Below are 26269 nucleotides of genomic sequence, written 5' to 3'. Positions count from 1 at the left end.
GTTCTCCGGGTGGGCCCCGGCCGTCTCCTGCCCGATGTCCGTGTCGTTCCTGTCGTGCGGCTCACGCGGCGGCTCCTGTCGCGGTCTCGGCGGTCGGCTCGGCGATCTCCGGTGGGCCGGACACCTGCGGTGTCCCGGGCTTCCTGGTCTTCTTCGCGTAGACGAGCGCCTCGGTGCCGGCGAAGCGCAGGACGAACGTGGTGACGAGCGCGAGCGCCGTGGCGGGCAGCACGGCGAGACCCAACTGCCGTACGAACAGGGCGATGAGCGGGATGCGCAGCACCAGGTCCGCGTTGGCGAGCAGGGCGAAGCGGGCGGTGCGGTCGGCCCAGTGGCGGTGGCCGCGCCGAGCGCGGAAGAGGAGACCCTCGATGAGCAGGAAGTTCCAGGCGACGCCCGCCTGGTTGGCGAGGATCTCGGCCGGCAGGTAGTGCAGGCCCGCGTGGGTGAGGGCGGACAGGGCGAGCAGGTTGGGCACGAAGCCGGTCAGGCCGATCAGGCCGAAGACGAGCAGGCGGGCGAGCGGGGCGGCGGTGCGCAGTTCGACGAGGTGCCGCAGGTAGCGCAGGCCCTCGCGGATCGTGGACTTGGACTCGCCCGCGTGCCGTTCCTGGAAGACGAACGGCACCTCGGCGACGCTCAACCGGCCGGTGCGGACAGCGAGTTCGAGGAGGATCTTGTACCCGAGCGGCTTGAGGGCATCGGGGTGCACGGCGGCGCGGCGGATCGCGAAGAAGCCGCTCATCGGGTCGCTGATGCCGCGCAGGGCGCGCGGGAAGAGTCCCTTGGCGAGCCAGGTGGAGGCGCGGGACACGGCGACGCGGTGGCCGCCGGACAGTCCGGCGCGGCTGCCGCCGGGCAGGTAGCGGCTGGCGACGACGAGCTGGGCGCCCTCCTGCTCGCCGGTCGCCACCAACTCCGGTACGAGGGACGGCGGGTGCTGGAGGTCGCCGTCCATGACGACGACCCAGTCGGAGGCCGCGGCGCGGATCCCGGCGACGACAGCGCCGCCGAGCCCGCCCGTGGGTTCGTCGCGGTGCAGGAGGGTCACCGGGAAGGGGCAGTCCTGGGCGATCTCGCGGATGACGCGGGGCGTCTCGTCGGTGGAGTCGTCGACGAAGAGGACCTCGCAGGGCAGCCGGTGCGGGACCGACTCGGTGATGCGGTGCAGGAGTTCGGCGATGTTGTCCTGTTCGTTGAAGGTGGGGACGACGATGGTGACGGCGCCCGGCTCGGGCACCTCGGCGCCGTCGAGCTCGGTCTCGGGGTGCACGGTCATCGGCTGCCGCCTTCCTGGACGCGGCGGATCTCGATGCGGTCCGGGCCCTCGCCGAAGGTGGCGACGGGCGTGGAGTGGCGCAGCGCGTCCCGTACGTTCGGCAGGTCGGCGGCGTCGCGGCGCACGGTGGGCGAGGCGACCACGTAGTCGAGGTCGCGCCAGCCGTCCGGCATGGTCCGGGTGACGGCCGGGTCGAGGTCGGCCTTGTAGAACCAGATGGCGCCGAGGCCGGGTTCGTAGCCGGCGTGGACGAGGTCGAGCCAGAGCGCGTCGTCGACGAGGACGCGGGTGGAGGCCGGGTCGCGGACCTCGCTCGCCATCCAGGCGGCGGCGCCCCGGTACGGGGCGTTCGCGTCGACGGTCATGGCGGTGCGGTCGCCGTCGTACCAGCGGGGCACGACGAGGCCGGCCGCGCAGGCGGCGAGCAGGGCGACGGCGGTGAGGCGCAGTCCGCGCGGTGCCCGGCCCCGGTGCACGAGGGCGTGGACGACTCCGGCGGCGGCCCCGGCGAGGACCAGGGCGAGGAACGGCAGCGCCTGCACGATGTACATGGCGGGCAGGTAGCCGGTCGGGCGCATCGCGACGAGGGCGAGGACGGCGACGGCGAGGGCGGGTCCGGCGAGGGCGCGGGCGGTGACCGACCAGCGCAGGGTGACGAGCAGGAACAGGGCGGCGGCGAGCCCGCCGATGGGCAGCACCCGGTCGTAGTAGAGCCAGGAGTGCAGGACGCCGTACGAGCCGGAGCCCTGGTCGAGGAGGAATCCGGAGCCGGGGCGGCTGAGCTGGTAGCTGATGCCGTCCCACAGCGAGACGTGCCCGCCGCCGGGGAACAGCTCGCCTTTGAGGAGGGCGAACAGCGGATAGGAGAGGCCGACGAGCGCGCAGGCCGTGATGGCGCCGGTCAGGGCGAACTTGCGGGTGGCCGGATGGCCGTGGCGCCACATGGTGACGAGCAGCGCGGGCAGCAGGACGAGCATCGTCTCCTTGGACAGGACGCCCGTCGCGGCGGCGAGCCCGGCGGCGAAGTGGTGCCACAGGTGCCGGCTCGGGGACGCGGCGAGGCAGAACGCGAGGAGCATCCACATCACGGCGATGTTGTCGAGGAAGATCTCGCGCTGGAGCACGACGGCCAGCGGGGAGAGTCCGAACAGGGCCATGCCGAGCCCGGCCGCCCACATGGGCAGCCGCAGCCGCCGGGCGAGGACGTAGACGAGGACGGCGCTGACCGCGCTGACGCCGAGCATGGCGAGGCGCATGGTGCCGACGGTCATGGCGGACGGGTCGGCGAGCGCGGGGATCCAGCTGACGGCGGCGAGCTGGAGCCAGCCGAGCGGCGGGTGGTCGTACCAGTACGTGTAGTGGGCGAGGCCGTCGCCCTGCTGCACGGCCCAGGCCTGGGCAAGGTAGGTGCCCTCGTCGTCGCTGAAGTTGGGGTAGCCCGCGATGTTCCAGCCCTGGACGAGGACGATCGCGGCGAGGAGCACTCCGCACAGCGCGAGGTCGGCCGGTGAGCTGCGGAAACGGACGGCGCGGACCGGGGTGCGCAGACGGGCGGGGACACGGGTGGGCTGCGCGACCGGCGTGGCGCTGCCGGCCGCGGGAAGGGTGGCGGTCACGCGGGTACGTCCTCTCGGGCGGCACGCTCGGCGGGCAGATGGGCTCCTACGTGACTGGTCAGCTCCCAGTCGCTGCGGCCGCGCTGCTCGCGCCAGACGGCACGGATCGCGGCGCCGGCGAGGAGCAGCTGGTAGAAGGGCCCGCCGGCGATGAGCTTGAGGTAGTGGACGAACCGGACGCGCATCCCGTACTGCTTGCCGAAGTCGTGCAGGCCGACGACCTCGAAGACGAAGGTCACGAACGCGGTGACGGCGGGCAGGAAGGTGATGAAGGCGATGCCGACGGGGACGTCCATGAGCAGGGCGACCGCGGCGTTGAGCGGGATGATCAGGCCGGTGAACGCCTGCATGAACGGGGTCATGAGGGTGTACCGGGCGAGCATCCGCTGCCGGAGCGTGGGCAGTTGCTTCCAGTCCTTCTTCCGGTAGACCTGGAGGAATCCCTGGTTCCAGCGGGTGCGCTGCTTGAGCAGGGACAGCAGGGTGCCCGGGGTCTCCTCGCGGGTGACCATGTCGGAGTCGTAGGCGACGACGACCTTCTTGCCGGTGCTGGACAGGCGTACGCCGAGGTCGCAGTCCTCGGCGAGGCAGTCCGGGTCCCAGCCGCCGGCCTCGCGCAGCACGTCGGTGCGGACGAAGACGGTGTTGCCGCCGAGCGGGATGAAGCCCTTCTGGGCGTGGAGGTGCAGCCGGGAGCGGAACCAGAAGAAGTACTCCAGGCAGTTGCGCAGGCTGTACCAGCTGGAGTGGAAGTTGATCAGCTGGACGCCGCCCTGCACGACGTCGGCGCCGGTGTCGCGGAAGGCGTGGTCGACGTGGGCGAGGAGGTCGTGGTGGACCTGGTCCTCGGCGTCGAAGACCCCGACGACGTCGCCCCGGCAGTACGGGAGCGCCGTGTTGAGCGCCTTCGGCTTGTTCTTCCTGGCGTGGGTGTCGACGACGACACGGACGCGCGGGTCGCGGGCGGCGGCCCGCTCCGCGACCTGGGCGGTCTCCGGGTCGTCGTGCCCGACGATGACGATGATCTCGAAGTCGCGGTGGCCGGACTCGAGGAGCCGCTGGACGGTGTGATCGAGCACGGCCTGCTCGTGCCGGGCGGGCAGGAGCAGCGAGAAGGACAGAGCCCCGTGATCTCCGGGAGCCGCGAACCGCGTGGAGGCGAGCACCTCCGGCGTGCGCCAGGCGTGCATCTGCCACCACAGCGTGAACGCGGCCATCCAGAAGAGGGCCAGTGATATGGCCGCGACGAGCGCAGCACTGAGTATCGCGCCGGCATCGGACATGCCGACGACATCGGTTGCAAGCAAAAGATCCCCCCAGATCCCCCTAAGTGCGACATTCAGCCACACTCACCCCACCGATGGGCCGAGGATATGGGGAACCTGTGAAGGAGGGGAACCTGTTCGGATAAATACCGTGCTAAGCCGCGTTAACCCTGCGTTTCGCCCAAGATGCGGTTCAGTCCGCCGACGTCGGTCACGGGCGCGTCGCAGACGAAGTGGTGGCACACGTAGACGGTCTCCCGCCCGTCCACCTTCGGCCGGTCCGCGAGCAGCGGGAGTTCGGTGCCGCCCTCGGGTCCGGCGGCGACCACGGCGCCGGGCGCGGTCGCGGTGAGCGCGGCGTGGTGCATCCGGCCGCCGACCTCCCCGACGACGGCGATCTCGCGCGGCCCGTCGAGCAGCGCCTCGGCGACCGCGAGGCCGTTCCCGATGAACCTCGGCGCGCGCGGGCCGAGCGCCTTCACGACCCCCAGCGCCCGTTCGGCGGCGGCGCGGTGCGGCTCGGAGCCGGTCTGCGCGGCGTACGAGAGGAGGGCCCCGGCGGCGGCGGTCCAGCCGGACGGGGTCGCGTTGTCGGTCGGGTCCTGTGGCCGGCGGATCAGCTGCTCGGCGTCGGCTGCCGTGTCGTACAGGGCACCGCTCTCCGGGTCCACGAACCGGTCGAGGACGTGGTCGAGCAGGAACCCGGCGAATTCCAGCCAGACGCCCTCGCCGGTCACCGACGCCAGCGCGAGGAAGCCCTCGGCGACGTCCGCGTAGTCCTCCAGGACACCGGCGTTGTCCCCCGCGCGGCCGTCCTTGCTGGTGCGGGTGAGGCGGGCGGCCGGGTCCATGTGCAGGCGCACGAGCAGGTCACCGGCGCAGACGGCGGCGTCGACGAGGTCCTGGCGGCCGAAGTAGGCGCCGGTCTCGGCGAGCGCGGCGATCGCCAGACCGTTCCAGGCGGCGACCACCTTGTCGTCCCGGCCGGGCGCGGGCCGCTCGGCGCGGGCGGCGAGCAGCCGCTCACGGATCCGCTCGACCTGCGCGGCGTCCGCGACGCCCTCCGTCTGCGGGAGCCGCAGCACGGAGGCGCCCTCCTCGAAGGTGCCCGCCTCGGTGACCCCGAAGTGCTGGGCGGCGACGGCGGCGTCATCGGCGCCGAGCACCTCGGTCAGCTGGGCGGGCGTCCACACGTAGTAGGCGCCCTCGACGGACTTGCCGGTCGCCGGGTCCTCGCTGTCGGCGTCCAGCGCGGAGGCGAACCCGCCCTCGTTCGTGCGCAGTTCGCGCACCATGAAGTCGGCGGTCTCCAGCGCGACCCGCTTGGCGAGCTCGCTGCCGGTGGTCCGCCACAGGTGCGCGTAGGAGCGGCACAGCAGCGCGTTGTCGTACAGCATCTTCTCGAAGTGCGGCACGGTGAACTCGCGGTCCACGGAGTAGCGCGCGAAGCCGCCGCCGAGCTGGTCGTAGATGCCGCCGCGGGCCATCCGCTCGCACGTGTCGACGGCCATCTGGAGGGCGCCCTCGGCGCCGGTGCGCGCGTGGTGGCGCAGCAGGAACTCGATGACCATGGACGGCGGGAACTTGGGCGCCCCGCCGAACCCGCCGTACGTCGCGTCGTACTCCCGGGTCAGTCCGAGCAGCGCCGCCGCGAGCTCCTCCTCGCCGGGCACCCGGGTGTCCCCGTACGGGAGTTCACGCCGCGCCAGATCGGCGGTGATCTTCCCGGCGACCTCGGCGACCTCGTCCCGGCGCCCGGTCCACGCGTCCCGCACCCCACCGATGACCTGCGCGAACGAGGGCATGCCATGGCGGGGCTCGGGCGGGAAGTAGGTGCCGAAGTAGAACGGCTCGGCGTCCGGGGTGAGGAACACGGTCATCGGCCAGCCGCCCTGCCCGGTGGCCGCCTGCACGGCCTCCATGTACACGGCGTCGACGTCGGGTCGCTCCTCGCGGTCGACCTTGATGTTCACGAAGTGCTCGTTCATGGCGGCGGCGGTCGCCTCGTCCTCGAAGGACTCGTGCGCCATGACGTGGCACCAGTGGCAGGAGCTGTAGCCGACGCTCAGCAGGACGGGGACGTTTCTGCGCCGGGCTTCCTCGAAGGCCTCCGGGGACCACGGCCACCAGTCGACCGGGTTGTCGGCGTGCTGGAGCAGATAGGGCGACTGGGATGCGGCCAGGCGATTCACCATGCCCGCAGTATCGCAGCCCGCTCCTGCCGTGCCCGCTTGCGACGTCCTCGGCATCGGAGGAGTGTCGTAAGCAGGTACACAGAGAGGAATGGGGGCCGGTCATGCATGTGCGCACGACTTATGTGACAGGCGATCCGGGCAAGATCGACGAAGCCCTGGACGGCCTCCGGACGGAGGCCGTGAAGCTGCTGTCCGAGCAGCCGGGGTACCGGGGGTACGGGCTCTTCGCCGACCGCGAGGTCGGCAAGATCGTCATGGGGAGCTGGTGGGACTCCGCCGAGCACGCCCACGGCAGCGACGACCAGCTCAAGCAGCGCCGGGCGGAGCTGCTCTCGCCCTTCGCGTCGTCGATGTCCGTGATGACGTTCGAGGCGCTGGACTACACGCGCAGGCCGCAGGCCGCGGCAGGTGCGGGGTTCCGCCTCGCGCGCTTCCAGATACCGCCGGGCGCGCTCGACGATCTGGCCGGGCTGTTCCGCTCCACCGCGCTGCCCCGGTTCGAGGAGACCCCGGGCTTCGCGGGCGCGGCGCTGCTCGCCGACCGCGCCACGGGCTTCGGCTCGGTCGGCACGATCTGGCGCGACCGCGAGGCGCTGGCCGCCTCCCGCGGCGCCCAGGCGAGCAGCCGGGCGAAGGCGACCTCGGAGGTGCCGATGAACGTCATCGCGCTCGAGGAGTTCGAGGCGGTGCTTCTCGAACGGCTCGACTGAGCACCCCCCGCCGCGTCTTTCGCGGATCTCACGCCGCCGGGCCGCCCCGCGCGTCCAGGGCCGCGACCCGGCGGGCGCCCGCGACCTGCCGGTAGGACGCGTCGAGCAGTTCGGCCACCTCCTGCCAGTCGACGTCGTCCGGGGCGGTGGCACCGCCCGCGGCGAGGTCGAGGCCGATCCAGCCGTACGGGGCGAGATAGGCGGGCACGAAGCAGCGCGCGTCCTCGGCGAGGGCCGCCCGGTCGCTCTCGTCCGGCAGGACCAGAAGGGCCTGGTCGTAGCGGACGCGGGTGTCGGCGGTCCCCTTCGTCGAACCGCCGTACCAGGCGAAGTACTTGCCGGCCCGGAAGCCGGGGCGGCCGTGCGCGATCTGCTCCTCGGCGTCCGGGAAGGCCAGGGCCACCCGGCGCAGGCGCACCAGATACGGGTCGTCTTCGTCGAACATGACGGGGTGGGGCATGGCTGGATGATGACACCCGCCCCGCCCGGGCCGCCTCATTGCACGATCGCGGGACCCTCGCGCCTTCACCCCGTACGCAGCACACTTGTCCGTGAACTGACGGGATGTCGATCGGAGGGGGACCGAGTATGCGAGACAGCCATCGGGCGGAGGCCGAGCGGCTGTTGGCCCGGGCCGTCGAGGAGGAGGTCAGGCGCTCCGGCGGCCGGGTCGACGGGAAGGTGCTGCTCGCGCGGGCGCGCGGTGCGCTGGACGCGATGGGACAGACCGCCGCCGAGGAGTACGCCGCCTACACGGGGGCGCTCGACGCGGCGTCGGCCGGACGCATGACGTTCGGGGAGCGGTTCGCCAAGGAGGGCGGGTCGACTCCCTTGATGGTGGCGGGAGTCGGGGCCGTCACCGCGTGCGTGGCCGACCTGGCGCTCGGCGCCGGGACAGGGGTCGCGGTGGGCGCGGGCGCCGCCGTCGCCGTCCTGGGCGCGGCCGCCACGGTCGCCAAGGTGACGGCCGCGCATCTGCCGGCGGCGAGCCGCAGCGCGGGCGCGGCGAGCCAGCCGGGCGGCCCGGAGCAGCTGCGGCTCCAGTGGCTGACCGCGCTGGAGGTGCGGGGCATCCGGCCGTTCCTGGACCAGCAGCGGGTGCTCGCGGCGAGCACCGGCGCGGGGACGAGCAAGAAGAAGACGGCCGTGCCGCAACTGCGCGGGACCGACAAGAGCGCGGCGGCGCGGCGGCGGACCGTCCTGGAGCAGTCGTTCGGTCAACTCCCCGAACCGGACGGCCCGTTCGCGGGACGCCGGGCCGCCCTGTCGAGGATCACCCAGTGGGTGCACGCGGCGCGGGCCAGTACGCAGACCCGGCCGACGGTGGTGGTGCTGCACGGGGCGCCCGGTTCGGGGCGCACGACGCTCGCGGTGCGGGCGGCGCACGAGCTGCGCGACCAGTTCCGCGGGGCGTGCGTGGTGGACCTGCGCGGGGACCGCTCGGACGCGGCGCCGCTGTCGACGCGGGACGCCCTGATGCATCTGCTCAACCGGCTCGGGGCACCCCGCGAACAGCTCCTGTTCCGGGAGCGGTCCTCGCAGGACCAGCAGGTCAAGCGGCTGAGCGAGCTGTATCACCAGTATCTGACCGGGCTGCCCGTCACGATCGTCCTGGACGACGCGGCGGACGCGGCGCAGGTGCGCACGCTGATCCCCGAGCGCTCCGACAGCCTCGTCGTCGTCACCTCCCGCAAGCCGCTCGACCTCGGCGAGGACACCCCGGCGTGGGTGCACCAGCTGCCCGTGGAGGCCCTCGACGCGGCGGGCGCCGAGGAGCTGCTGCGCGAGGCCGCCGAGGACCCGGAAGGGCCCTACGACGCCGAAGCATCCGACGCCGTACGGGAGTTGTGCGGCGGGCTGCCGCTCGCCCTGCGGATCGCCGGGTCCGCGATCGGGCCGCGCACCCCGCGTCAGCTCGCCGCCGACCTCGGCGCGTACGGGCCGGTGGAGCCGGTGGAGCGGGTGCTGTGGCTGCGCTACACCGACCAGTCCGAGCAGGCCCGCCGGCTGCTGCGGCGCCTCGCGCTCGCCGGCCGGGCCTCGCTCGGCGCGGCCGCCGCGGCGGCGCTGCTCGCCACGGACACCAAGGAGGCGACCAAGCATCTGACGGCACTGTCCCGCGCGGGCCTGATCGACCGTGTGCGCGGCAGCCGCTACCGGCTGCACGACCTGGTGCGCGGCTTCGCGCAGGCCCGGCTCGCCGACGAGGAGGAGCCCGCCGAGCGCACGGCCGCGCAGGAGCGCCTGATCCAGAACTACGCCGACCTCGCCGACTCGGTGATCCGCCTGGTCGACGGCAACATGTCGACGCGGGCCGGACAGATGGGCCCGCACGGCTTCACGTCGCTGGACGCGGCGCTGCGCTGGCTGGACGACGAGTCGAGCTTCATCACGGCGGCCCTGCGGCACGCGGAGGGCGTCAACCAGGACGCGGTGCTCGGCCTGCTCGGCGCCCTGTGCGACTACTGCCTGCTGCGCGGCGACCTCTACCGCCTCGGCGAGATCAGCGAGCTGACCCAGGCCATCGACCAGGGGCTCCTGGTGCGCTCGGTGCAGTGGCGCACCGGCATCGCGGCCCGCCAGCTCGGCGAGCTCGACAAGGCCCGTACGACGCTGTCGTCGGTGGTCGACCTGTACCGGGAGGCGCACCACCGAGCGGGCGAGGCCCGCGCGCTGTGCTCGCTCGGCATCACGCTGCACCACCAGGGCCAGCTCACGGAGGCGAGCGCGAAACTGCGCGAGGCGCTCGACCTCCAGACCACCCCGGAGACGAAGGGCGACCGGGGCTGGACCCTGCACGCGCTCGCGGCGGTCGAGCGGGACCGCGCCCACGTCCGTGAGTCCCTGGAGCTGCTCACCGACGCGCTCGCCCTGCACCGGGAGAACGAGTCGCTGCACGGCGAGGCCTGGGCGCACTTCCAGCTCGGCCAGCTGTGCCTGCGCATGGGCGACGTGGAGCGCGCCGAGGAGCAGCTGCGCACCGCCCTCGACCTGTACGGCCGCACCCGGGACGCGCGCGGCGAGGCCTGGGCGCTGACCCAGCTGGCCCGCACCCGGCTGGTCGAGGGAGACGCGTCGGCGGCGGTCGACGGGCTGCGCCAGGCCGCGTCCCGGCACCGCGACAACGAGGACGCGCGCGGTGAGGCCTGGACGTACTACTACCTGGGCCAGGCCCTGGAGGAGACCGGCGATCTCGATCAGGCGGTGCGCGAGCTGGAGCGCTCCCGCACGATGTTCTCGCGGATGCGGGACGTGTACGGGCTCGCCTGCGCCCGGCACCATTCGGCGCGCGTCACCCGCGACCAGCGGGCCGCGCAGACCGGTTCCCTGCGCAACTCCGGCTTCGCCCGTCAGCTCCTCGTCGACGCCCGCGCCGACTTCCAGCGGATCGGCGTCGCGCACGGCGAGGCGTGGACGTGCCTGGAGCTGGCGGTGGTCGACGCGGGCAACACGCGGCTCCAGCAGGCGCTCGACCTGTGCGAGGAGGCGCAGGGCCTGTTCGCCTCGTACGGGGACCGGCGGGGCGAGGAGTGGGCGGCGTTCCTGCGCTGCACGCTGCTGCCGTACGCCTCCCCCGGCGGCTCGGAGGTCGGCACGGCCGTCGCCCAGGAGGAACTGGCGACGCTGGCCCGCACCCCGGCCCCGACCCGCGACGGCAAGCTCGACGACTACGTGACGGCGTACGGGCTGCTGCTGGAGCGCGGCGTGGACCTGGACGCGGGCTGGCAGGCCTGGCGGCTCGGCATGGTCCCGAACCGGCACGCGCGGGACGTGATGGGGGTGACGGACTGACGCCGGGCTGACGGGCCGCCAGCTCCTCACGGTTGCACAACGATGTGCAGGTTACGCTCGGTAACCTGCACGCGGCACCTTCACACCGCCCTTACTTTCTCTCCGTACCCAGCAGTAACCCGACTGGGTCCACCCCCACAGCACCGGAGAGTGAAAAGTACATGCAGGGCACAGTCGACGGCTTCAGCTACGGGCTGATGACACCCGTGGCGGCCTACCTGATGGCGTGTCTGGGCTCGGCGCTCGGACTGCGCTGCGTGGCCCGGACCGTCGTGCAGCGCGAGGGCCGCCGCACGGGCTGGCTGGCGCTCGGCTCGGCCTGCCTCGGCGTCGGCATCTGGACGATGCACTTCATCGCGATGGTCGGCTTCCAGGTCGAGGAGACCGCCATCACCTACGACGTGCCGCTGACCCTGCTCAGCCTCGGCGTCTCGATCGCCGTGGTCGGCATCGGCGTCTTCATCGTCGGCCACCGCGGCACCGCCGCCGTCCCGCTGGCCACGGCCGGCATCCTGACCGGGCTCGGCGTCGCGATGATGCACTACCTGGGCATGGCCGCCATGCGCATGGACGGCGAGATCCAGTACGACACGACGCTCGTGTCGCTCTCCGTCGTGATCGCGGTCGTCGCGGCGACCGCCGCCCTGTGGGCCGCGGTCAGCATCCGCGGCTTCCTGCCCTCGCTCGGCGCCAGCCTCGTCATGGGCCTCGCCATCTCGGGCATGCACTACACCGGCATGGCAGCCGTCAGCGTCCAGCTCCACGACGGGGCCACCCACGCGGCGGGCCACGCGAACAGCTCGTTCCTGCTGCCCATGATCGCCGGCCCGTTCATCTTCCTGGTCCTGTCCGCAGTGGTCGTCATGCTCGACCCCAGCCTGATCCTGGGCGAAGACGACGACTGGCACGCAGAACCCCGCAGGGCTTAGCGCCGGCAGCCCCTGGGCGCACGAAGTGCGCTTCAGGGGCGCGGGGAACTGCGCGACCAGCCACGACGGCGGGCGAGCCGCCGACGAAACTCACACGGCAGACGAGTGGGCGTCAGCCCCGGTCAGTCACGGTGCCGCCCGCCGCAGAGGCGGCCTCGTCCTCGGAGGGGGAACCCTTCTCCTTGAAGGAGACCTTCCCCATGTGCCGGTTCATCGACTTCATCAGGCCCCACACGGCCAGCGCCATCACCGCGAAGACGATGAAGCCGAGAACACCCGGAGTCACCTTGTTCTCGTCGACCTCCTTGGCGGCAAGGGGGACGAGATGGGTCATTGCCAGATTCGCGTTCACATCAGGCATTGTGGCGGATGCCCGCGAAGAGGTCGTCCTCGGGGAGGGAGGTCGGCACGAGCGACTTCGCCAGCTCGTACTCCTCCGTCGGCCACACGGCCTTCTGGATCTCCATCGGCACCCGGAACCAGCCGCCGTCCGGATCGATCTGCGTGGCGTGCGCGATCAGCGCCTTGTCCCGGATCTCGAAGAAGTCGGCGCACGGAACGTGCGTGGTCAGCGTGCGCTCGACCCGCTCGAACTCGTCCCACCGCTTCAGCCAGTCCGCGTACGGCGACTCCAGACCGCGGTCCAGGAGCGCGTGGTGCAGCGCCTCGGTGCGCGGCCGGTTGAAGCCCTGGTTGTAGTAGAGCTTCATCGCCTGCCACACCGGCCCGTACTCGGACTCGGGGAACTTCTCGGGGTCGGCCGCGCCCTCGAAGGCCACCATCGTGATCTTGTGGGTCATGATGTGGTCGGGGTGCGGGTACCCGCCGTTCTCGTCGTACGTCGTGATGACCTGGGGACGGAACGAGCGGATCTGCCGGACCAGCTCACCGGCCGCCTTGTCGACGTCCTCCAGGGCGAAGCAGCCCTCGGGCAGCGGCGGCAGCGGGTCGCCCTCGGGCAGGCCCGAGTCGACGAAGCCGAGCCACTCCTGCTGGACGCCGAGGATCTCCCGGGCCTCGTCCATCTCCTTCTTGCGCACCTCGTGGATGTGCTCCTCGATGTACGTGTCGCCCTGGAGCTTGGGGTTGAGGATGGAGCCGCGCTCTCCGCCCGTGCAGGTCACCACGAGCACGTCCACCCCCTCGGACACGTACTTGGCCATAGTGGCCGCGCCCTTGGACGACTCGTCGTCGGGATGGGCGTGTACGGCCATCAGTCGCAGCTGCTCAGTCAAGACAAGATCCTCGTGAGATAGGGCGCCCGGTGTCGTCCGGCGCAATGTGCGGCTTCTATAGTGACCGAACCGGGGGGCGGAAAATTCCGGCGCCCGCGATCGTGACGGGCCACGCGAGAGGATCTGGCCGATGAGCGCCGTGCAGCAGCTGCCGGAGGGGCGGTACGGCTCGTCGCGCGCCGCCGACGCCCGCGCGGACCGGAAGCTGAAGATCGCCGCGATCATCACCGGCACCCTGTTCGCCGCCCTGATGATCTGGTTCGGCTGGTACTACGTGGTGGGCAACAAGTTCAGCGGCGAGATCATCGCCTTCAAGACCCACCCGTCCTCGGTCGAGGTCCACCTGGAGATCCGTAAGGACTCCGACGCGAGCGGTTACTGCACCGTCCGCTCGCAGAGCGCCGACGGCGCCGAGGTCGGCCGCGCGGACTTCCGCTTCAGCCAGCCGAAGGACCGCATCGACCAGGTCGTCACCCTGCGCACCTCGGGCCGCGGTTCGACCGCGGAACTCGTCGGCTGTCACGCGGACTGACGCGCGCCTCGCCCTCCTGTCACTCCCCTGTCACCCTCCTGTCGACGCCTGACCTGCGTCGACAGAATTCTGGTGGCTTATGTCCTCCCCCTTTCACCGTTGAATTGTTAGGCTCGTGGTTTCGCCCACCTGGGAGGGAACATCCTTCAGGTAGGGCGATGCTTTGTATTCCCAGTACCTACGAGGAGCACCCTGTGACCCAGACCAGCGAAGACGTCACCTGGCTCACGCAGGAGGCGTACTCCAAGCTCAAGGAAGAGCTGGCGTACCTGTCTGGTCCCGCGCGCGAGGAAGTCACCGCGAAGATCGCGGCAGCGCGTGAGGAGGGCGACCTGCGCGAGAACGGCGGGTACCACGCGGCCAAGGAGGAGCAGGGCAAGCAGGAGCTCCGCATCCGCCAGCTGACCCAGCTTCTCGAGAAGGCCAAGGTCGGCGAGGCGCCGGCCGACGACGGCGTGGTCGAGCCCGGCATGGTCGTCACCATCGCCTTCGACGGCGACGAGGACGACACCGTCACGTTCCTGCTCGCCTCGCGCGAGTACGCGAGCGCGGACATCGAGACGTACTCGCCGCAGTCCCCGCTCGGCACGGGTGTGAACGGCAAGAAGGTCGGCGACGACGCCGAGTACGAGCTGCCGAACGGCAAGATGGCCTCGGTGAAGATCCTCAAGGCCGAGCCCTACGTGGGCTGACGCCTTTCACGACGCCCTGCGAGCGGGCCCCGAGCCAGGACGGCTCGGGGCCCGCTCGCGTGTCGTACCGGGTCACGTCAGGTCAGGCGGAGCGGCGGTACTTGCGCACCGCGAGGGTGCGGAAGACCAGCAGGATCAGCACCGAATAGATCAGCGAGGCCCAGATCGGGTGCTGCATCGGCCACGCGGGCGACTGCGACAGGCCCGGGTCGCCGAAGAGCTGCCGGCAGGCCTGCACGGTGGCGCTGAACGGGTTCCAGTCCGCGATGTGCCGCAGCCAGGGCGTCATCTGGCTGGAGTCCACGAACGCGTTCGACAGAAACGTCACCGGGAACAGCCAGATGATGCCGCCCGAGGTCGCCGCCTCCGGGGTGCGCACGGACAGGCCGATCAGCGCGCCGATCCACGTGAACGCGTAGCCGAGCAGGAGCAGCAGGCCGAAGCCGGCCAGGATCTTGCCGAAGTTGGTCGGCTCGGCCGACCCGGGACGCCAGCCCACGAGCAGCGCGACGGCGGCCAGGATCAGCAGGGTGATCGCCGTCTGCGCCAGGTCGGCGACGGTGCGGCCGGTGAGGACGGCGCCGCGCGCCATGGGCAGCGAGCGGAACCGGTCGATCAGGCCCTTCTGCATGTCGTCCGCGATACCGGCGCTGGAGCCGGCCGTGGCGAAGGTGACGGTCTGCGCGAAGATGCCGGCCATCAGGAAGTTCTTGTACACCGTGGGGTCGGTGGTGTCGCCGATCTTCATCGAGCCGCCGAAGACGTACGTGAACAGCACGACGAACATCACCGGCTGGATGACCCCGAAGAGGACCATCTCGGGGATCCGGGTCATCCGGATCAGGTTCCGCTTCGCGACGACCAGGGAGTCGCGGACGGCCTGGCCGACTCCGGGAGCGGCGCGGGGCGCCGGGGGCGTGGGGGCGGTCTGGCTGACGGCGGTCATGACGCGGCCTCCTCGTCCTCTCCCGCCTGCTCGGCCAGGTGGCCGGTGAGGGAGATGAAGACGTCGTCGAGGGTCGGGCGGCGCAGCCCGATGTCGTCGATCTCGATGCCCCGCGCGTCCAGGTCGCGGATCACCTCGGCGAGCAGCTTCGCGCCGCCGGTGACGGGCACCGTCAGCTTGCGGGTGTGCCGCTCGACAGTGGTCTCGCCCTTGCCGTACGCGGCGAGGACCGCGCGGGCGTCGTCGAGGTGCTCCTCCTCGTGGACGACGACCTCGACGCGCTCGCCGCCGGTCTGCGCCTTGAGCTGGTCGGCGGTGCCGCGCGCGATGACCTTGCCGTGGTCGACGACGCAGATGTCGTGCGCGAGGTGGTCGGCCTCCTCCAGGTACTGGGTGGTGAGCAGCAGGGTCGTGCCGCCCGCGACCAGCTCCTGGATGACCTCCCACAACTGCTGCCTGTTGCGCGGGTCCAGGCCCGTCGTCGGCTCGTCCATGAACATCACGGGCGGCGACACGACGAGGGCTGCCGCGAGGTCGAGGCGGCGGCGCATGCCGCCGGAGTAGGTCTTGGAGGGGCGGTCGGCCGCGTCCGCGAGATGGAAGCGCTCCAGGAGCTCGCTCGCGCGGGCCTTCGCCTCCTTGGCCTTCATCTGGTAGAGCTGGCCGACCATCTGGAGGTTCTCCCGGCCGGTCAGGTACTCGTCGACGGCGGCGAACTGGCCGGACAGGCCGATCGAGCGCCGCACCTCGTTCGGATGCTTGAGCACGTCGATCCCGGCGACGACCATGCGGCCGCTGTCGGGGGTGAGCAGGGTGGTGAGGCAGCGCACGGCGGTGGTCTTCCCCGCCCCGTTCGGCCCGAGCAGGCCCAGGACGGTGCCTTCTGGAACGTCCAGATCGACCCCGTCCAGGGCTCTGACGTCGCCGAAGGTCTTCACCAGACCTTCGGCGTGGATGGCGCCTGGCATGTGGTTCCCCCAACGCGTGAGTGACCAGCTGGTGAGTGCCGGTGGGTGCCGGTGGAAAAGTCTAGGTTCGCCCGGGCGGCGTCGCCCGGCGTACCCGTGAGGCACCTCACACGCTATCGCGATGTATCGCGTGTCGCCACGGGTTTTCCACAACCCCGTCAGTCGATGACCGTGTAACCCGCCTCGCGCAGCGCCGTCGCGACCTCCACGCAGTGCGCCGGGCCCTTCGTCTCCAGGTGCAGCTCGACCTCGACCTCGGTCAGCCCGAGGCGCGAGTCGGTGCGGACATGGCTCACGTCGAGCACGTTCGCGTCGACGACGGACAGCACGCCGAGGATCGAGGCGAGCGCGCCGGGACGGTCGTCGAGCCGCAGCCGCAGCGACAGGTAGCGGCCCGCGGCGGCCATGCCGTGGGTGAGGACGCGCTGCATCAGCAGCGGGTCCACATTGCCGCCCGACAGGAGCGCCACGACCGGGCCCTCGAAACCGCGCGGGTCGCTCAGGAGGGCCGCGACGGGGCTCGCGCCCGCCGGTTCGACGACGAGCTTGGCCCGCTCCAGGCACAGCAGCAGCGCGCTGGACAGGGCGTCCTCGGACACCGTGCGGACGTCGTCGGCCAGGTCCGCGACGAGGCGGAACGGGACGTCGCCGGGGCGGCCCACCTTGATGCCGTCGGCCATCGTGGCGGGGTGCGGCACGGAGACGGGGCGTCCGGCCTCCAGCGAGGGCGGGTACGCGGCAGCGCCCGCCGCCTGCACGCCGATGACCTTCACGTCGGGGCGCAGCGCCTTGACCGCGACGGCGATGCCCGCGAGGAGCCCGCCGCCGCCGACCCCGACGAGGATCGTGCGCACCTCGGGGCACTGTTCGAGGATCTCCAGGCCGAGCGTGCCCTGGCCCGCGACGATGTCCGGGTGGTCGAAGGGGTGGATGAACACGGCGCCGGTGCGTTCGGCGTACTCCTGCGCGGCGGCCAGCGTCTCGTCGACGACATGACCGTGCAGCCTCACCTCGGCGCCGTAGTCGCGGGTGGCCGCGACCTTCGGCAGGGGCGCGCCGACCGGCATGAACACCGTGGAGCGCACGCCGAGGAGCGCGGAGGCCAGGGCGACGCCCTGCGCGTGGTTGCCCGCGCTGGCGGCCACGACCCCGGCCGCGCGCTCCTCGGGCAGCAGTCCGGCGATGCGCACGTAGGCGCCGCGCAGCTTGAAGGAGCCGGTCCGCTGGAGGTTCTCGCACTTCAGGTGGACCGGCGTGCCGGCCAGCTGCGAGAGATGATGGCTGTGCGCCATGGACGTCACCCGAGCCACCCCGCCCAGCATCTTCTGGGCGCCGCGCACGTCGTCGAGCGTGACCGCGGGAAGACGGCGGGGCAAGGAGTGAGACGTGCTGTAGCTCATGACTGAAGTCTCGCAGCTCACGGCGGGCGCGACCCGTCGTGTTCACACCGCGATACCGGATTGAACACGGCTGGTACGGCATGCGCTTTCGCCGCGTACTCTGTGCCCCAATCCTGTGCAATCCCCCACCCACGCATGAAGTGAGCCTCCGGCCATGCCCACACCACAAGAAACGATGGACATGTCGACCGCCGGCGATTCCGGCCTCCTCGAAACCCTGCAGCACGAGGTGGCGGTCTTCGCCCGTCGCGCCGAACAGACCCGGCTGGGCGGGGTCGGGCAGGTGCGCAACTCGATGGACCGCGCCGCGTACCTGCTCCTGAACCGGCTCGACAAGGAAGGCCCGATGGGCGTCAAGGCGCTCGCCGCAAGCATGGGGATCGACTCCTCGACAGTGACCCGCCAGGTGGCCCCGCTGGTCGACACGGGCCTGGTCAAGCGGACCTCGCACCCCGAGGACGGCCGGGCCGTCGTGCTGCAGCTGTCGCCGCGCGGCCTGTCCCGCCTCGACGAAGTACGCACCTCGCGGCGTGCGTTGATGGCCGAGCTGACCGAGGACTGGGAGCCGGTGGAGCGCGAGCAGTTCTGCGCGCTGCTGACGCGCTTCAACTCGGCGCTGTCCGCCCGCCAGACGGGTCAGCCGGCGCCCGGCGCCTCCTCCTGAGCCGGTTCTGAACCGGTCCTGAGCCGGTTCTGGGGAGATCCGGACGGAAACCGGGGCTCCTGCCTCTTGACCGAGGGGTCGCGGTCGGAATCAGATGAAGCGTGCGCGATCGGCAGGCGTTCAGGAACGCTCGCCGGGCCCGTGAGTTCGAGTCGTTCGTCGCGGGCGCGGCCGGGCGGCTGCTGCATGCCGCGACGCTGCTGACCGCGGAGCCCCCGGACGACCATCCCCGGGCGCTGAAGCTGCTCACGGCCGCGCTCGCCCGCACGTACGCCTCCTGGGACCGGCTGCGCGGCGAGGATCCCTACGACTGCGCCCGCAAGGAGCTGGCCGTCCGGTTCGCGCACGGCGCGTGGCACCAGCACCGCGGGCACGGCGGCGCCCTGGCCCACGTACCCCCGCAGGAGCGTCTCGTGCTGGTCCTGCGGCTGTGCGAAGGCGTCGGCGAGGAGCAGGTGGCGGCCCTGCTCGGGCTGCCCGCGGAGCGCGTACGGTCCCTGCACGCGCGGGCGATGACGCTCGTGCTGCATCCGCCGCGCGGGGCCGCGCCGGCCCCTTCACTGGGAGGGACGGCCTCGGCATGAACCGGCTGCAGCGCAAGGAGGACTCCGTGCGCGCCGTGCTCGACGCGGCGCAGCCGTCCGCCGTGCCCGCCGAGCTGTGCGCGGACGCGATGCGGCGGGGCGGACGGATGCTGCGCCGGCGGACGGTGGTGCGGCGGCTGCTGTGGTGCCTGCTGCTCGCCGCGGCCGTCGCGTTCGTCGTCTGGGCCCTGTCCGCGCACCCGTGGGTGGAGCCGCCGTCCGAGACGACTCCACCGCTGACGGGGCTGTAGGGCTACTTCTCCAGGGCCTGCTGGAGGTCGGCGAGGAGGTCGTCGGCCGACTCGATGCCCACCGAGAGGCGGACCAGGTCGGCGGGGACCTCCAGGGCCGAGCCCGCGGTCGAGGCGTGGGTCATGCGGCCCGGGTGCTCGATCAGGGACTCGACGCCGCCCAGGGACTCGCCGAGCGTGAACAGCTTCGCCCGGTTGCAGACCTCGACGGCCGCCTGCTCGCCGCCCTCGACGCGGAACGAGATCATGCCGCCGAACGCCTTCATCTGCTTCGCGGCGATCTCGTGGCCCGGGTGCTCGGGCAGGCCCGGGTAGAGGACCTGCGTCACGCGCGCGTGGCGGGAGAGCATGTCGGCGACGCGGGTCGCGTTCTCGCTGTGGCGGTCCATGCGCACGGGCAGCGTCTTGATGCCGCGCAGCACCAGCCAGGAGTCGAAGGGGCCGGCGACGGCGCCCATCGCGTTCTGGTGGTAGGCGAGCTCGTCGCCCAGCGCGCTGTCGGCCACGACCAGGGCGCCGCCGACCACGTCCGAGTGGCCGCCCATGTACTTGGTCAGGGAGTGCACGACGACGTCCGCGCCGAACGCGAGCGGCTGCTGGAGGTAGGGGCTCGCGAAGGTGTTGTCGACGACGAGCTTGGCGCCCGCCGCGTGGGCCACCTGGGCGACTGCGGCGATGTCGGTGATGCCGAGCAGCGGGTTCGAGGGGGTCTCGACCCAGACGGCCTTGGTCTTCGGGGTGATCGCGGCGCGGACGGCGTCCACGTCGCCGGTGTCCGCGACGGACCACTCCACGCCCCAGCGCGAGACGACCTTGTCGAACAGGCGGAACGTGCCGCCGTACGCGTCGTTCGGGATGACGACGTGGTCGCCGGGGCTGAGCAGGGTGCGCAGGAGGCAGTCCTCGGCGGCGAGCCCCGACGCGAAGGCGAGGCCGCGGCGGCCTCCCTCGATGGCGGCGAGGTTCTCCTCCAGGGCGGTCCGGGTCGGGTTGGCGCTGCGGCTGTACTCGTAGCCGCCGCGCAGACCGCCGACGCCGTCCTGCTTGTACGTGGAGACCTGGTAGATCGGGGGGACGACGGCGCCGGTGACGGGGTCTGCCGTGTTGCCGGCGTGGATGGCGGTGGTCTCGAATCCGCGCGGGGCGCCGCTGTGGTTGTGCGTATCGCTCATGAGGCCCGAGCGTAGGCGCTCCGCGCGGTGCGTGGCGGTCTTCCCGCCGTTGTACGCCGCCGGTTCGTCACCGGGGCCCTCCGGTGGGGGGCCGATCGCGCCGGTCCGGCGCCCGCTGTGGGCTGCCTGTCCGTCGTCGGCTTCCGCTGTGACGGCGCCGCCGTAGGGGTCGAACAACATCGTCGAGTGCCGCGCCGTCGTGGCTGATCGCGCAGTTCCCCGCGCCCCTTACGGGGCACGACCGCGCCGGAGTCGGACGTGATCGCGCCCGCCCCTCGGGGCGCTGACGCTCCGGTCGTCAAGGAGGAGTCGGGGGCGGGTTAGCTTGTAGGTATGGGAATTCTCTGGGTGCTCATGGCCGTGCTGATGATCGCCTGGGTCGTGATGCTGCGGCGGCGGGGCGGGGTCCGGCTGGTGTCGCCGGGGTCGCCGGACGCCGCCGATCCGGCGGACTACGGCTTCGTGCGCCAGGAAGAGCTGGACGTACGGCTGCCGGGGCCCGACCAGGACCTGCTCGACGTGATGAGCGTCGTCCAGCGCAACCAGGACTTCACCGCGGCCGCGCAGCTCCTCGCCGGTACGGGCAAGGAGACCGAGACCCGCTGGGAGCGGGTGCAGGCGATCGCGGGCGCGGCGGCGCTGGAGGCGCAGCGGACGCCGCGGCTCGGCGCGGGCTGGCTGCAGGCGTGGCGGGCGCAGCAGCCGAAGGACGCGGGCGGCGCGCAGGTGTTCGCGGAGTTCCTGGTGCAGCAGGCGTGGCGCGGCGGCGGCACCCCGGACGAGCAGCGGATCGTGCTGGAGGAGGCGCGGGCCGCGTGCGAGCAGGCCGCGCTCCTCGCCCCGGGCGACCCGGTCCCGCACATCACGCATCTCGCGGTGGCCCGCGGCCTCGGCTACTCCCAGCAGGAGTTCGAGCAGCTGTGGCTGAAGATCCTGGACACGGCGCCAGGTCACATGGGCGCGCACCTGGCGGGGCTGCGGTACTGGACGGAGAAGTGGCACGGCTCGCGCGAGGAGGCGTTCGCGTTCGCGGAGGCCGCCGCGGCCCGGGCCCCGCGCGGTTCGCTGCTCGCGGCGCTGCCGCTGTTCGCGCTGTACGAGCACCTGCCCGAGATCACGATGGTGCGGAACTTCTACGAGAGCGAGGTCGTGACGAAGGCGCTGCACGGCGCCATGTTCGCGGTCTCGCAGGCCCGCGCGGACGACCCGATGCTCGCGCACGTACGGCATCTGCTGGTGTTCTTCCTGGTCCGCATGGAGCACTGGGGCGAGGCGATGGAGCAACTGCTGCGGGTCGACGGGCACGTGGGCGCGATCCCGTGGACGACGGAGCCCGATCCGGCGGCCTCGTACGCGGTGTACCGGGCGCTGGCCGTGGCCGGTTACGAGGCGAACGGCGGCAGCCCGGCGACGCTCCCGCACTGACCGGCACCGACTGTTCATCCCTTTCATCCAGCCCGCGACGCAATCCTGTTGATCAGGGTGCCGCGGGCTGTGTCATACTCCCGTTCCCCCCACACACGCACCATCCGCATCACCAGTCCCACCTGGTGTTTTCTCGTCTTCCCGTGGGGGGAACCGCCCGATGGGCTCAACTCTGCGTGCCGTGCGCGCCCTTGTCCTGCTGCTCGGCTTCTATCTCGTCGGCATCGTGCTGCTCGGCGCGCTCGGCGCCCTCGACTGGTGGATCATCGGCGGCGGCCACGGCGGCGCCGCGCTGAAGATCGTCGTGGTGAGCGTGATCGTGGCGATCCCGATCGTGCAGGGCATGTTCGCGGTGCGTAGCCCGCGCTTCGAACCGCCCGCCGACGGACTGCGCGTCGACGAGCACCAGGAACCGCGCCTGTGGGCTACGGTGCGCCGGCTCGCGGAGCAGACCGGTACCCGCGCCCCCGGCGAGATCTACCTCGTGCCGCACGTGAACGCGGCGGTGTACGAGGAGTCCCGGCTGCTCGGGCTGTTCCCGGGCCGGCGCGTCCTGCTGATCGGCGCCCCACTGCTCACCGGCCTCGACGAGGCCCAGCTCATCGGCGTGCTGGCCCACGAGTTCGGCCACTACTCCCACTCCGACACCCGGCTCGGCGCCATCAGCCGGCGCGGCTTCGAGCAGATCTCCCGGACCGTCGGCACGCTCCTGGAGCGCTCCGCCGCCAAGCAGGCCGGTGAACGCGAGAAGGCCGAGGCCAAGGAGGCGAAGCGGGTCGCGAAGGGCAAGAAGGCCCGGGAGGTCAGCGCCGGTTCGGCGGGCATCACCTTCCGTCTCGCCGCGCGGCCCTTCATCTGGTACGGGCAGTTCTACGTGCGGGTGATGCGCGGGACGATGCGGCGCCAGGAGTACGCCGCCGACCTGGCCGCCGCCCGGATCGCGGGCCGGGACGCGACGGCGTCGGCGCTGCGCGAGATCCCGGTCCTGGACTCGGCGTTCGGCTTCTACATGAACTCCTACGCGACGCTCGGCGCGGAGGCGGGGCTGCTGCCGCCGCACGGCGAGGTCTACGGCGGCCTGAGCCGGCTGCTCGACGCCCGCTCCCCCGAACTCGACGAGCTGCGCCGCGCGTTGCCGGACGAGGAGCCGTCCCCGTACGACACGCACCCGCCGATCGCGGACCGCGTGGCCCGGATCGAGGCCCTGCCCGACGACGGGCGCCGCGCGCACACGGCGGGTCCGGCGCTGGGCCTGCTGGCCGACCCGATGGCCGCGTTCGCCGCGCTGGAGCAGGCGTCGCTGACCCCGCGGGCGCTCGGTCTGCGCCGGGCGGCGGACTGGCCGCAGCTCGTGCACGCGTCGATGACGACGTACACCAGCGCCTCGGCGGAGCCGCTGCGGCAGGCCGTGCGCGAGGCGACCGGCGGTGACGGCTCCCTGGAATCGGTGCTCGCGGCGATCGAGGCGGGTGCGCTGTGGCAGCTCGCGGAGCTCCTGCCCAAGTCGCAGGAGGCGGCGTCGGCGACGGGGCGCGCGGCCCGCGAGTTCGCCCGCCCCCGCCTGCACGCGATGCTCCGCGACCTCCTGGTCACCGAGCTGATCGCCTCCGGCGCGGCCCGGTTCGAACTGTCCTGGACGGGCCCGGCGACGCTTCACCTTCCGGAGGGGCAGGGGGCTCGGCTGCAGCCCGCGCTGGAGGCGGCAGTGGCGGATGTCCCGAACACGTCGGGTGTACGGGACCTCTTGGCCGCGACGGCGACCGTGTAGCGGGTGCGGGCCCGGTGGGGGCTGGTCGCGCAGTTCCCCGCGCCCCTGAAATGCAGACGCTTCGCGTCGCATTTCCCCGATGGGGCACCGCCCCGATGGAGATCGCGCACGAAGTGCGCATCTCCAGGGGCGCGGGGAACTGCGCGAGACGGAGCCACCGGACCCGCGCCCGACGAACAAAGCGCACCACCCCACCCCCCATCTCGAGAAAGCCCTGGAACGTGGATCGTCTCTTTCTGATCGTCGGTGCCATAGGCGCCGTCGTCTTCGTCATCCGCTGGATCACGATCCAGCGCAACCACGACCGCGGCGTCGGCCGCATCCCCGGCGCCGAGATCGCGGCCGCGGCCACCGCCCTGGGCCTGGTCCCGGTCACGGAGATCGACGCCGAGTCGGCCATGGCCCCGGACCCGACCGCCGAGGCCGTCAAGGCGGCGATCAAGGACGGGAGTTGGGAGGAGGGCGCCCGATTCCTCGCCGCCGCGGGACGCGACTGGCAGGAGCGGGACCGGCGGTCCTCGCTGCTGGCCGACGAGGCGGTGAAGGACGACGGGTGGCTGCTGGCGTGGCGGACGGCCCGCCCGGGTGACGCCGACGCGGCGCTCGTGCACGCGCGGTCGCTGGTCTATCTGGCCTGGGAGATCCGCGGCAGCGGCATGGCCCGGAACACGACGCGGGAGCAGTTCGACGGCTTCCACCGGGTGCTCGGCCAGGCCCGGGACGCGTTCGCCGCCGCGCAGGCGGAGGCGGGCGACGACCCGTGCCCGTACCTCGCGGAACTGCCGCTGGCGATGGGCCTGGGCTACTCGAACGAGCGGTTCGCGGCGCTGTGGGCCGAGGTCGAGAAGCGGGACCCGCACCACCTCGCGGCGCACCGCGCGGCGCTTCAGTACTGGTGCGCCAAGTGGCAGGGCTCGCACGAGCTCGCCGAGGAGTTCGGCCGGGCCGCGGCGGCCAAGGGCGCGCCCGGGCAGCTGCTGACGGCGGTCGTGCTGGACGCGTACTTCGAGTACGAGATCGCGCACCGGGACCTCGCTCCGGGGACGTACTACAGCCGCCCCGAGATCGTCGCGGCGACCGACGCCGCGCTCGCCGACATCGCTGCCGCCCACGCGGCGGACCCGCACGACCGCCGCATCCCGCCGGTCCGGCACCTCGTCGGCAGCTTCCTGTACTGGCAGAACCGGTACGCGGAGGCGCTGGAGCAGTTCCGGGCCGCCGACGGCTACGCGGGCATGCCCCCGTGGTCGTACTCCACGGACCCGGCCGGCGAGTACGTGAAGGTCCGCGACTACTGCGCGGCCCAGGTGCGGCGCGCCGCCCGCGGCTGAGCCGCACTCACGCGGCAGCCGCCGCCCGCATCGCCCCCGCGGTGCGCACCGCGTCGTAGTCGGTGGGGACGCCCTCGATGATGACGAGCTCGCCGGGGATGTGGGCGGTGCGCAGCGGGAGGATCTCCTGGTAGGCGGGGGACGCGTACCAGGCGTGGACGTGCTCCAGGTCCGGGAACTCGACGATGACGACGTCCCCGAGCCGCTCCCCCTCCTTCCAGTGCCCGGTCCTGCCGTGCGAGAGGAACCGGCCGCCGTAGGGCTCGAAGGTGGACTGGACGCGCTCGATGTACTCCAGGACCTCGGGGTGCACGGGAGGCGCGGGGCGCAGTACGGCGATGGCGTAGGCGGTCATGGGTGAGCCCTCCTCGGGTCCGGCGGATCGTGTCTCGGTGGGTACGGGAACGATCCTGCCGGGGCCCGGGGAGGGCGTCGATTACCTCAGAGGTCGTACAGCCGGCGACGGGGTCAGATGGTCGCCGTGTCGATCACGAAGCGGTAGCGCACGTCCGAGTTCAGGACCCGCTCGTACGCCTCGTTGACCTGGCTCGCCTCGATGAGCTCGATCTCGGCGCCCAGGCCGTGCTCGGCGCAGAAGTCGAGCATCTCCTGGGTCTCGGCGATGCCGCCGATCATCGAACCGGCGAGGATCTTGTCGCCGCCGATGAGGGAGAAGAGGTTGAGCGCGATCGGCTCCTCGGGGGCGCCGACGTTCACCAGTGCGCCGCCCGTGCGCAGCAGGCTCAGGTACGCGCCGAAGTCCAGCGGGGCGGAGACCGTGGAGAGGATGACGTCGAAGGTGCCGGCGAGGTCCTTGAAGGTCTGCGCGTCGCTCGTGGCGTAGTAGTGGTCGGCGCCGAGCTTCAGCCCGTCGTCCTTCTTGCGCAGCGACTGCGACAGGACGGTGACCTCCGCGCCGAGCGCGTGGGCGATCTTGACGGCCATGTGGCCGAGGCCGCCGAGGCCGATCACGGCGACCTTCTTGCCGGGGGCGGCGCCCCAGCGCTTGAGCGGGGCGTACGTGGTGATGCCGGCGCAGAGCAGCGGCGCGGCCACGTCGAGGGAGAGCCCGTCGGGGATCTTGACGGTGAAGGCCTGGTCGACGACGACCTTCTGGGAGTAGCCGCCGTAGGTGGGCTCGCCGTCCTTGCCGATGGCGTTGTACGTGCCGACGTTCCCGCGCACGCAGTGCTGCTCCTGCCCGGCCAGGCAGTTCTCGCACTCGCGGCAGGAGTCGACCATGCAGCCGACGCCGACCCGGTCACCGACCTTGAACTTCGTGACGCCGGGCCCGACCTGCTCGACGACACCGGCGATCTCGTGTCCGGGCACCATCGGGAAGATGGCCTCGCCCCAGCCCTCGCGGGCCTGGTGGATGTCGGAGTGGCAGATGCCGGCGAACTTGATGTCGATCAGGACGTCGAACTCGCCGACCGCGCGCCGCTCGATGGTGGTGCGCTCCAGGGGAGCCTTGGCGCTGGGCGCCGCGTATGCGGCAACAGTCGTGGTCATGGT

At 72.1% G+C, this 26269-nt stretch carries 24 protein-coding genes; 11 read left to right on the top strand and 13 right to left on the bottom strand.

Translation table 11 applies throughout. From position 1 onward, the window contains the following. Positions 1-61: 61 nt before the first annotated feature. The 4 genes from ACZ4E1_RS23080 to ACZ4E1_RS23065 form a co-directional block, all read right to left on the bottom strand. Positions 62-1279, bottom strand: a complete 1218-nt coding sequence (locus ACZ4E1_RS23080; protein WP_467542051.1) for a glycosyltransferase — start codon at positions 1277-1279, stop codon at positions 62-64. Then, a complete protein-coding gene (locus ACZ4E1_RS23075) occupies positions 1276-2895 on the bottom strand; it encodes an ArnT family glycosyltransferase (protein ID WP_467542049.1) in 1620 nt (539 codons plus the stop codon). Before ACZ4E1_RS23075 ends, ACZ4E1_RS23080 begins: the two co-directional genes overlap by 4 nt. Continuing rightward, the gene (locus tag ACZ4E1_RS23070) at positions 2892-4178 is read right to left on the bottom strand and encodes a glycosyltransferase (RefSeq protein ID WP_467542047.1); all 1287 of its coding nucleotides are present in this window, start codon (positions 4176-4178) and stop codon (positions 2892-2894) included. Before ACZ4E1_RS23070 ends, ACZ4E1_RS23075 begins: the two co-directional genes overlap by 4 nt. Before the next feature lie 146 nt (positions 4179-4324). Continuing rightward, entirely contained in the window at positions 4325-6355 is a 2031-nt protein-coding gene (locus ACZ4E1_RS23065) for a thioredoxin domain-containing protein (RefSeq protein ID WP_467542045.1), read from the bottom strand. 101 nt (positions 6356-6456) lie between these two features. On the opposite strand from ACZ4E1_RS23065, the gene ACZ4E1_RS23060 reads away from it, so the two are divergent. Then, a complete protein-coding gene (locus tag ACZ4E1_RS23060; protein ID WP_467542043.1) occupies positions 6457-7065 on the top strand; it encodes an antibiotic biosynthesis monooxygenase in 609 nt (202 codons plus the stop codon). Between the two features lie 28 nt (positions 7066-7093). Here the strand turns inward: ACZ4E1_RS23060 and ACZ4E1_RS23055 are convergent, their stop codons facing one another. Further along, positions 7094-7525 carry an MmcQ/YjbR family DNA-binding protein gene (locus tag ACZ4E1_RS23055; protein WP_467542041.1) on the bottom strand — a complete coding sequence of 144 codons (432 nt, stop codon included), beginning with the start codon at positions 7523-7525 and terminating at the stop codon, positions 7094-7096. Positions 7526-7653: 128 nt separating this feature from the next. Here ACZ4E1_RS23055 and ACZ4E1_RS23050 point away from each other — a divergent pair, with 128 nt between their 5' ends. Both ACZ4E1_RS23050 and ACZ4E1_RS23045 read left to right on the top strand, forming a co-directional pair. Further along, the gene (locus ACZ4E1_RS23050; protein WP_467542039.1) at positions 7654-10857 is read left to right on the top strand and encodes a tetratricopeptide repeat protein; all 3204 of its coding nucleotides are present in this window, start codon (positions 7654-7656) and stop codon (positions 10855-10857) included. A 161-nt stretch (positions 10858-11018) separates the two neighbouring features. Beyond that, positions 11019-11786, top strand: coding sequence for an MHYT domain-containing protein (locus ACZ4E1_RS23045; protein ID WP_467542035.1), 768 nt, complete (start codon positions 11019-11021; stop codon positions 11784-11786). A 112-nt stretch (positions 11787-11898) separates the two neighbouring features. Here the strand turns inward: ACZ4E1_RS23045 and ACZ4E1_RS23040 are convergent, their stop codons facing one another. Continuing rightward, positions 11899-12147 (bottom strand): hypothetical protein, encoded by a 249-nt coding sequence (locus tag ACZ4E1_RS23040; RefSeq protein WP_467542033.1) that lies wholly within the window; start codon positions 12145-12147, stop codon positions 11899-11901. After that, complete coding sequence (gene mca / locus ACZ4E1_RS23035; RefSeq protein WP_467542031.1) at positions 12140-13021, bottom strand: mycothiol conjugate amidase Mca; 882 nt, start codon at positions 13019-13021, stop codon at positions 12140-12142. Before mca ends, ACZ4E1_RS23040 begins: the two co-directional genes overlap by 8 nt. Before the next feature lie 130 nt (positions 13022-13151). Between mca and ACZ4E1_RS23030 the strand changes: the two genes are divergently transcribed. Both ACZ4E1_RS23030 and greA read left to right on the top strand, forming a co-directional pair. Then, the gene (locus ACZ4E1_RS23030) at positions 13152-13553 is read left to right on the top strand and encodes a DUF4307 domain-containing protein (protein WP_467542029.1); all 402 of its coding nucleotides are present in this window, start codon (positions 13152-13154) and stop codon (positions 13551-13553) included. 194 nt (positions 13554-13747) lie between these two features. Next, complete coding sequence (gene greA / locus ACZ4E1_RS23025) at positions 13748-14245, top strand: transcription elongation factor GreA (RefSeq protein WP_467542027.1); 498 nt, start codon at positions 13748-13750, stop codon at positions 14243-14245. Between the two features lie 82 nt (positions 14246-14327). On the opposite strand, the gene ACZ4E1_RS23020 is transcribed toward greA, so the two are convergent. The 3 genes from ACZ4E1_RS23020 to ilvA all read right to left on the bottom strand — a co-directional run bounded on the left by ACZ4E1_RS23020 (position 14328) and on the right by ilvA (position 17559). Further along, positions 14328-15191 carry an ABC transporter permease gene (locus tag ACZ4E1_RS23020; RefSeq protein WP_467542025.1) on the bottom strand — a complete coding sequence of 288 codons (864 nt, stop codon included), beginning with the start codon at positions 15189-15191 and terminating at the stop codon, positions 14328-14330. Continuing rightward, the gene (locus tag ACZ4E1_RS23015; RefSeq protein ID WP_467542023.1) at positions 15188-16159 is read right to left on the bottom strand and encodes an ATP-binding cassette domain-containing protein; all 972 of its coding nucleotides are present in this window, start codon (positions 16157-16159) and stop codon (positions 15188-15190) included. The genes ACZ4E1_RS23020 and ACZ4E1_RS23015 overlap by 4 nt, the downstream gene beginning before the upstream one ends. Positions 16160-16317: 158 nt before the next feature. After that, complete coding sequence (gene ilvA / locus ACZ4E1_RS23010; protein WP_467542020.1) at positions 16318-17559, bottom strand: threonine ammonia-lyase; 1242 nt, start codon at positions 17557-17559, stop codon at positions 16318-16320. A gap of 175 nt (positions 17560-17734) precedes the next feature. On the opposite strand from ilvA, the gene ACZ4E1_RS23005 reads away from it, so the two are divergent. The 3 genes from ACZ4E1_RS23005 to ACZ4E1_RS22995 all read left to right on the top strand — a co-directional run bounded on the left by ACZ4E1_RS23005 (position 17735) and on the right by ACZ4E1_RS22995 (position 19058). After that, positions 17735-18223 (top strand): MarR family winged helix-turn-helix transcriptional regulator, encoded by a 489-nt coding sequence (locus ACZ4E1_RS23005; protein WP_467542511.1) that lies wholly within the window; start codon positions 17735-17737, stop codon positions 18221-18223. Positions 18224-18324: 101 nt separating this feature from the next. Further along, positions 18325-18807, top strand: a complete 483-nt coding sequence (locus ACZ4E1_RS23000) for a sigma factor-like helix-turn-helix DNA-binding protein (protein ID WP_467542017.1) — start codon at positions 18325-18327, stop codon at positions 18805-18807. Continuing rightward, positions 18804-19058 (top strand): hypothetical protein, encoded by a 255-nt coding sequence (locus ACZ4E1_RS22995; RefSeq protein ID WP_467542015.1) that lies wholly within the window; start codon positions 18804-18806, stop codon positions 19056-19058. Before ACZ4E1_RS23000 ends, ACZ4E1_RS22995 begins: the two co-directional genes overlap by 4 nt. Before the next feature lie 2 nt (positions 19059-19060). On the opposite strand, the gene ACZ4E1_RS22990 is transcribed toward ACZ4E1_RS22995, so the two are convergent. Continuing rightward, positions 19061-20230 carry a cystathionine gamma-synthase gene (locus ACZ4E1_RS22990; RefSeq protein ID WP_467542013.1) on the bottom strand — a complete coding sequence of 390 codons (1170 nt, stop codon included), beginning with the start codon at positions 20228-20230 and terminating at the stop codon, positions 19061-19063. A gap of 333 nt (positions 20231-20563) precedes the next feature. On the opposite strand from ACZ4E1_RS22990, the gene ACZ4E1_RS22985 reads away from it, so the two are divergent. The 3 genes from ACZ4E1_RS22985 (at position 20564) to ACZ4E1_RS22975 (ending at position 24754) form a co-directional block, all read left to right on the top strand. Further along, complete coding sequence (locus ACZ4E1_RS22985) at positions 20564-21655, top strand: hypothetical protein (RefSeq protein ID WP_467542011.1); 1092 nt, start codon at positions 20564-20566, stop codon at positions 21653-21655. 181 nt (positions 21656-21836) lie between these two features. Further along, on the top strand, positions 21837-23423 hold the full coding sequence (locus ACZ4E1_RS22980; protein WP_467542009.1) for a M48 family metalloprotease: 1587 nt from the start codon (positions 21837-21839) through the stop codon (positions 23421-23423). Positions 23424-23644: 221 nt separating this feature from the next. Continuing rightward, the gene (locus ACZ4E1_RS22975) at positions 23645-24754 is read left to right on the top strand and encodes a hypothetical protein (protein ID WP_467542007.1); all 1110 of its coding nucleotides are present in this window, start codon (positions 23645-23647) and stop codon (positions 24752-24754) included. Positions 24755-24761: 7 nt separating this feature from the next. Here ACZ4E1_RS22975 and ACZ4E1_RS22970 read toward each other — a convergent pair whose 3' ends face one another. After that, entirely contained in the window at positions 24762-25109 is a 348-nt protein-coding gene (locus ACZ4E1_RS22970; RefSeq protein ID WP_467542005.1) for a DUF1330 domain-containing protein, read from the bottom strand. A gap of 113 nt (positions 25110-25222) precedes the next feature. Further along, positions 25223-26266: an NAD(P)-dependent alcohol dehydrogenase gene (locus ACZ4E1_RS22965; RefSeq protein ID WP_467542003.1), complete on the bottom strand. Its 1044-nt coding sequence runs from the start codon at positions 26264-26266 to the stop codon at positions 25223-25225. Positions 26267-26269: the final 3 nt, after the last annotated feature.

It is taken from the genome of Streptomyces sp. NPDC025806 (assembly GCF_055558275.1).
The sequence above is the reverse complement of the archived record's forward strand: the minus strand, read 5'-3'. Positions and strand labels throughout refer to the sequence as shown.

Bases quoted from the DNA above. Each gene is read 5' to 3' on its own strand.
- ACZ4E1_RS23065 (WP_467542045.1), bottom strand. From the start codon at position 6,355: ATGGTGAATCGCCTGGCCGCATCCCAGTCGCCCTATCTGCTCCAGCAC.
- ACZ4E1_RS23015 (WP_467542023.1), bottom strand. From the start codon at position 16,159: ATGCCAGGCGCCATCCACGCCGAAGGTCTGGTGAAGACCTTCGGCGAC.
- ACZ4E1_RS23055 (WP_467542041.1), bottom strand. From the start codon at position 7,525: ATGCCCCACCCCGTCATGTTCGACGAAGACGACCCGTATCTGGTGCGC.
- ACZ4E1_RS22995 (WP_467542015.1), top strand. From the start codon at position 18,804: ATGAACCGGCTGCAGCGCAAGGAGGACTCCGTGCGCGCCGTGCTCGAC.
- ACZ4E1_RS22965 (WP_467542003.1), bottom strand. From the start codon at position 26,266: ATGACCACGACTGTTGCCGCATACGCGGCGCCCAGCGCCAAGGCTCCC.
- ACZ4E1_RS22970 (WP_467542005.1), bottom strand. From the start codon at position 25,109: ATGACCGCCTACGCCATCGCCGTACTGCGCCCCGCGCCTCCCGTGCAC.
- ACZ4E1_RS23030 (WP_467542029.1), top strand. From the start codon at position 13,152: ATGAGCGCCGTGCAGCAGCTGCCGGAGGGGCGGTACGGCTCGTCGCGC.
- ACZ4E1_RS22990 (WP_467542013.1), bottom strand. From the start codon at position 20,230: ATGAGCGATACGCACAACCACAGCGGCGCCCCGCGCGGATTCGAGACC.
- ACZ4E1_RS23080 (WP_467542051.1), bottom strand. From the start codon at position 1,279: ATGACCGTGCACCCCGAGACCGAGCTCGACGGCGCCGAGGTGCCCGAG.
- ilvA (WP_467542020.1), bottom strand. From the start codon at position 17,559: ATGAGCTACAGCACGTCTCACTCCTTGCCCCGCCGTCTTCCCGCGGTC.
- ACZ4E1_RS23020 (WP_467542025.1), bottom strand. From the start codon at position 15,191: ATGACCGCCGTCAGCCAGACCGCCCCCACGCCCCCGGCGCCCCGCGCC.
- ACZ4E1_RS23060 (WP_467542043.1), top strand. From the start codon at position 6,457: ATGCATGTGCGCACGACTTATGTGACAGGCGATCCGGGCAAGATCGAC.
- ACZ4E1_RS22985 (WP_467542011.1), top strand. From the start codon at position 20,564: ATGGGAATTCTCTGGGTGCTCATGGCCGTGCTGATGATCGCCTGGGTC.
- ACZ4E1_RS23005 (WP_467542511.1), top strand. From the start codon at position 17,735: ATGGACATGTCGACCGCCGGCGATTCCGGCCTCCTCGAAACCCTGCAG.
- ACZ4E1_RS23045 (WP_467542035.1), top strand. From the start codon at position 11,019: ATGCAGGGCACAGTCGACGGCTTCAGCTACGGGCTGATGACACCCGTG.
- ACZ4E1_RS23050 (WP_467542039.1), top strand. From the start codon at position 7,654: ATGCGAGACAGCCATCGGGCGGAGGCCGAGCGGCTGTTGGCCCGGGCC.
- ACZ4E1_RS23070 (WP_467542047.1), bottom strand. From the start codon at position 4,178: ATGTCCGATGCCGGCGCGATACTCAGTGCTGCGCTCGTCGCGGCCATA.
- ACZ4E1_RS23040 (WP_467542033.1), bottom strand. From the start codon at position 12,147: ATGCCTGATGTGAACGCGAATCTGGCAATGACCCATCTCGTCCCCCTT.